The following is a 5188-nucleotide window of genomic DNA, read 5'->3' on the forward strand; positions in this document are numbered from 1 at the left end:
GAGCAGCGGACTCTTAATCCGTAGGTCGAGAGTTCGAACCTCTCAGTTCCCACCAGTCAAAGCCTTACGGCACATAGAAAACCTGCTAGTTAATTCTTAGCAGGCTTTTTGTTTGAATTTACGATGTAAGGGCGGATGTAAGACTTTCTGCGCCATCAAGATCAACGCGTCCAAATCGCTGACAGATCCGACCGTGCCAAGTCCACCGAGTATGACGATCAGGCGTGCAGCGCCTGATGCCCTTGCACCAAGACCCCCTGCCCTGTCTGCGCGGGCTGAGGGAGCCCCTCGGGGGTGGACAGGCAGACCACGCAGGGCCAATGCCCGCGAAGCGTGGCGAGGCCCAGAGGGTGGGCGGGGCAGGCACAAGATGCATGGCCGTAGGCCACTGACCAAAAGCACTTGCGAAGCAACTGGCGAAATTGAAGAAAGGCAGTCCGAAAACCAAGTCAAAAAACCGGGGCAACGCCGTGCATTTGCGATGAAAACGGGACCAGCTTAAATTCACTGAAAAATTGTCTTGACAGTGGGGTCCACTTTACTTATTTTTTTCACGACCTATCAACCCGTTCATCTGCCCCTGCGCAATCACATGGCCAAGCGCAGCAGCCCGGGCCAGCCACATGACGCCCAGATTGTCATCCTTTGGCACCCCCTTGCCGGTGATGTAACAGTGGCCGAGCCATTGCATGGCATCAGGGTTATTTTGCTGGGCTGCCAGCTCAAACCAATACATCGCCGCCTGGTATTTTTCTGACATCAAAAAGAGTTGCCCAATGTCGTCTTGCGCCTCGGCATTGCCCGCATCAGCCAGAAAGATAAATGGTTTATCTTCAGGTTTTATCGGTACACAAATGTGCGGCTCTATCTCGGACCATAAGAGCATGGCGCGGCCACGGCCGTCATCATCCACGCGCGTGAATTTTCCGGCGGAGATGCGCCGCCACCAGGTGCGGCGACTTAAGTCTGTGATGGCACTGGCGGTGTCAATGCTGATGGTGCTTGCATGCATGTTTTGATGATAAGTCACTTCTGATCGTTCTAGGTTGAGATGGCGGCTCTTCGTTCACCCAAAGGTGCGGCATGGCAAAACACTGTGCCATTTGAAATGGTGGCGTTCGTGGCGCATCAAAATACTGTGCCATTTCAGCTCCAAAAACCGCTCAAGCCTCATTTTTAAGTGACTTATGCGCAAAAGTGCGTATTTTTTCCCCGTCTTTTGAAAATTCTCAGCATGGCATGAAAGATGCTACTACGTCTTCGTTCTCGTTGGTTTTTTTTTCTTAACTTCAGGAGCTTCTCATGAAACGTTCTATGCAAAAGGGTTTTACCCTGATCGAGTTGATGATCGTCGTGGCGATCATTGGTATTTTGGCTGCGGTGGCTTTGCCTGCTTATCAGGATTACACCACCCGTGCCAAGGTGTCCGAGGTGGTCATCATGGCCTCGCCCGCCAAACTGGCGGTCGCTGAAACTAGCTCAGCCATGGGCGGGTTGAGCGAGGTGACTAGCGCCAACAGTGGCTATCTTTTTCCTGGTGCTACGAAATACGTGTCGGGTGTTTCAATCGGTGATAACACGGGTGTCGTTGCTGTTACATCAACAGTTCCTAATGCCCCGGGCGCCATTACCTTGACGCCAACTGACGTTGGTAGCGGCCAACTGAAATGGACTTGTACGTCAGATATTAATACCAAGTACCTGCCATCTGAGTGCCGTTAATTACTCCGGTAGTAACAGTCCACAATTCAAAGCGGCCTGCGGGCCGCTTTGTTTGTTTGGGGAGTCCCATTGCGGGAGCAGTTCGTGTTTTGAGGCATGTCCCGAGTCGTCGTTTTTATGTGTCATATTTTCAGGTTCGAAAGATGAATCAAGCGAAGCGTACGCAGACAGGCTTTGGGTGGATTTGCCTGGCCATCGTCCTCAGCTTGCCCTGGCTGATTCCAGTACATACCGAGCCGTTGCCCACCCTTTACAGCGAGGTCGCGGCTGGTTTGGCGGTTGTGCCGCTTGCGCTGTGGGTGCTCATCATGGCTCGTGGGCGTCTTGCCTTGGACGTTTTGTCGCTTGGGTTTGCCCTCGCCGCCTTGATCCCCCTGATGCAGGCCATGGGTGGGCTTTTCCTGTTCCCGGCCGAGGCGCCGGTGATCAGTCTTTATCTGGTTGGCTTCGCTTTGACGGTTATGGTGGCTCGTCGAACTGAAGAAGATGCACCGGGACGTGTGCCAGATGCCTTGTTTGCGGGTTTGGTTATAGCGGCCTTGGCGTCCACTGCGTTTGCGCTGGCACAGTGGATTCGCCTCGACTGGGGGCCGCTCCTGGCGGCAATACCGGGGGGCGGCGTACGGGCGGTGGCGAATGTCGGGCAGCCGAATATGCTTTCGAGCCTGCTCGTTTGGGGCCTTGTGGGTCTGTGGTGGTTTAACTTTCACCGGCGTATTGGCGGCGGCGTCACCCTGTTTTCCGCCGCATTTTTGCTGATAGGTGTTGCCAGCACGCAATCGCGCACCGGCTGGCTTGCCATTGGCCTGCTGCTGGCTGCGGCTTTGGTCGTACCCGCCTCTCTTGGGGCTTCGAGGCAACGCGCCGCAGTCCTTGGCTTGGGGACTTGGTTTGTACTGCTGGTGTTGGTATGGCCAATGGCGACAAGCTTGGTCGATGCGGGTGATGCGCGTAGCCTCAATGCCCAATTGGCCATTGGCTTACGGCCCGAAATATGGACCATGATGGTCGATGGCATCCGACATCAGCCCTGGTTGGGCTACGGCTGGAATCAGGGTCAATTGGTGCAACTGGGCGAGTTGCCTAATTATGCAAACATAAAAGGTGGTGTCCAACATGCACATAACCTTGTGCTCGATTTGATGGTGTGGAATGGTGTGCCGCTGGGTTTGGGCTTTGCTGCGTTGCTTGGCGCCTGGTTCTGGTGGCAATTGCGTCGGATTACCACCTTTTCACAAGTGCTGCTCATGCTTGCACTGAGTACCTTCATGTTGCATGCCATGCTGGAATTGCCGCATTGCAAGACATTCTTTTTAGTGCCGGCAGCCTTGATGATGGGCACGCTTAACGCGCGTTCAGGCCTGCCAGTTGTTCTGCAGGTACCACGTCTGCTGATCGCCCTCTGCGTTGCCATCCTCGCGTGGGTGCTCGTCCTGACGTGGATTGATTACCGTCGCATTGAAGTTGACTTGCAGGCTTACCGCATGCGTATGGCGTGGAGTGGCATAAGGCCTGCGCCGCCTGCGCCGACAATTTACATATTGGGCGGGCTGCAAGACGCATTGGTCAACCTGCGCATTGAACCGCGAGCTGGTATGGATTTGAATGAACTGGAGCGTCTTCGGGTGACGACTAACCGCTACCCCATTGAATCGGCACTCTTCAAGTATGCAAAGGCAGCTGCGTCAAATGGCAAACCCGTTGATGCTCAAGAATCGTTAACACGCTGGTGCCTGTTGTTTCCAAAAGATCGTTGCAATGTGGCACGCACGGCGTGGACTGAATTTCTTGCTGAACATCCCGAAATTGGAAACGTGCCGTTTCCGATAACGCAGTAGTGTCGCGACAGCGCAAACGGTTTTTCGGGCCTCATGGTGTCAATCAACCAATCCGTCAATCAAAGTGCTGGAAACGCATGGTTTGCTGGACTTGCGACGATTGCCAATTTGGGACTTCGGCAAAGCAGACCGTCGTAGCCGCCAGCAACCGCTACCATGCGGGTCCACGATTCGCTCGATGCCTGCCCCTTGGGAGTTCGAGAACAAGCGGCCATCGGTGCTTGCGTCGTAACGCCAACAAAGAATCCGCGGCAAATGGCGCCATCGGGCAGTTTCTTTGGGCAAGCTGATCAAGGCGAACGAAGCTTGAGCGCAACGGCATTTCCGCAGTCGGCCAGCACCAGCCCAAGCCCACGACAACCCGCTTCAATTTGAAATACGTTACTCACTTGCTGTTTACCGGCAAGCGGTACATGATGACAACTTATGATTCAGCCGTTTAAATGCCAGGACACACAATCGCTTTTTGAAACAGGAAAGTCCAGGCGTTTTGCCAATATCAGGGACGTCGCTGAGCGCAAGTTGACCCAACTGGCGGCTGCCATGACCGTGGAGTTTCTCAAGTCGCCGCCCGGTAACCATCTGGAAAGACTGACGCGTGATCGTGACGGGCAATATGATTAAAAACGGCATGCGTGCGATACACCCGGGCGAGTTCCTGCGTGAAGACTATCTGAAGCCACTGGGCATGAGTGCCAATGCGCTGTCAAAGGCACTGCATGTGCCTGCCGGACGGATCAATGACATCGTGCTGGAGCGGCGCGGCGTCACCCCTGACACCGCCTTGCGGCTGGCGCGTTATTTTGGCGGTGACGCTCAGTCATGGCTGAATCTTCAACAAATGTATGACCTCAAGCTCGCCGAGCGCGACAAGGCGCAGCAAATCGAAGCCGAAATTGAACCTTTGGCGCTGGCTGTCTGAGCGGCCTGGCCATCTCGGATTTGAACTCTGAAATATCCATATGAATCTATTCAGTGCGTATACCAGCTCGTCACCCAACTGAGCCGGCATATCTGGCACCCTACTCAGATAGTGCTCAAAATCGCTTCGGTTGCCCTTTTGGGCGCTGCGCCCAGCCTGGGCGCTCGCCTGCGGCGGCAATGGCACCTGTTCGGCCCGACGCACCCGGCCAAACTGCTGCAAACATAGTTTGCGCAGGCAAGCGGTCTGATCACCTTGAGCCGCCATGACCAAGTGCGCCCGTAGGTAATGTTAGCGGCCGCTGGGTCAAGGTGCCTGTTGGCAGCTGGGACGACTGTGCCGGTACTTACACCGCCGCCTACCAAGACCTGCTGGAGCGCAAGGCATGAACCAACGCGGCGCATCATGTGCCAAAATGTTTTGCAACATGAAAGAAAGTCAAGCCAATGAAAAACACCATTGAAATTGAATGCCCGCCTGAAATACTGATGGGTCTGCATTTGGATGCGCATCGATTTGCCGAGCTGGTGAAACTGCAGTCGGCAACAGCCTTGTTTCGTGATGGCAAGTTGTCGTCTGGCATGGCGGCTCGCTGGTGCGGTGTGCCAAGGGTGCATTTTTTGTTGCAGGCTATGCAGTCTGGGGCAAAGATGCTGGATAACTCTGACGATGATTTTGTGCGGGAAACGGCTTTGCTGTGATGGTT

Annotated in this window: 6 protein-coding genes; 5 read left to right on the top strand and 1 reads right to left on the bottom strand. The window is 54.7% G+C overall.

Translation table 11 applies throughout. The features are described from left to right. Positions 1-538: 538 nt before the first annotated feature. Positions 539-913 carry a tetratricopeptide repeat protein gene (locus tag IBX54_RS12295; protein WP_296542944.1) on the bottom strand — a complete coding sequence of 125 codons (375 nt, stop codon included), beginning with the start codon at positions 911-913 and terminating at the stop codon, positions 539-541. Between the two features lie 389 nt (positions 914-1302). Between IBX54_RS12295 and IBX54_RS12300 the strand changes: the two genes are divergently transcribed. The 5 genes from IBX54_RS12300 to IBX54_RS12320 all read left to right on the top strand — a co-directional run bounded on the left by IBX54_RS12300 (position 1303) and on the right by IBX54_RS12320 (position 5183). Continuing rightward, positions 1303-1722, top strand: coding sequence for a pilin (locus IBX54_RS12300; protein ID WP_296542945.1), 420 nt, complete (start codon positions 1303-1305; stop codon positions 1720-1722). 143 nt (positions 1723-1865) lie between these two features. After that, positions 1866-3560: an O-antigen ligase family protein gene (locus tag IBX54_RS12305; RefSeq protein ID WP_296542946.1), complete on the top strand. Its 1695-nt coding sequence runs from the start codon at positions 1866-1868 to the stop codon at positions 3558-3560. A 426-nt stretch (positions 3561-3986) separates the two neighbouring features. Continuing rightward, positions 3987-4184: a hypothetical protein gene (locus IBX54_RS12310; protein WP_296542947.1), complete on the top strand. Its 198-nt coding sequence runs from the start codon at positions 3987-3989 to the stop codon at positions 4182-4184. Further along, positions 4177-4482, top strand: a complete 306-nt coding sequence (locus tag IBX54_RS12315; protein WP_296542948.1) for a HigA family addiction module antitoxin — start codon at positions 4177-4179, stop codon at positions 4480-4482. Before IBX54_RS12310 ends, IBX54_RS12315 begins: the two co-directional genes overlap by 8 nt. Positions 4483-4928: 446 nt before the next feature. Next, positions 4929-5183: a UPF0175 family protein gene (locus tag IBX54_RS12320; protein ID WP_296542949.1), complete on the top strand. Its 255-nt coding sequence runs from the start codon at positions 4929-4931 to the stop codon at positions 5181-5183. Positions 5184-5188 lie beyond the last annotated feature (5 nt).

The sequence above is a fragment of the Rhodoferax sp. genome (assembly GCF_014859475.1).
In the GTDB taxonomy this organism is placed as follows: Bacteria; Pseudomonadota; Gammaproteobacteria; order Burkholderiales; family Burkholderiaceae_C; genus Rhodoferax.

Bases quoted from the DNA above. Each gene is read 5' to 3' on its own strand.
- IBX54_RS12300 (WP_296542945.1), top strand. From the start codon at position 1,303: ATGAAACGTTCTATGCAAAAGGGTTTTACCCTGATCGAGTTGATGATC.
- IBX54_RS12305 (WP_296542946.1), top strand. From the start codon at position 1,866: ATGAATCAAGCGAAGCGTACGCAGACAGGCTTTGGGTGGATTTGCCTG.
- IBX54_RS12310 (WP_296542947.1), top strand. From the start codon at position 3,987: ATGATTCAGCCGTTTAAATGCCAGGACACACAATCGCTTTTTGAAACA.
- IBX54_RS12315 (WP_296542948.1), top strand. From the start codon at position 4,177: ATGATTAAAAACGGCATGCGTGCGATACACCCGGGCGAGTTCCTGCGT.
- IBX54_RS12320 (WP_296542949.1), top strand. From the start codon at position 4,929: ATGAAAAACACCATTGAAATTGAATGCCCGCCTGAAATACTGATGGGT.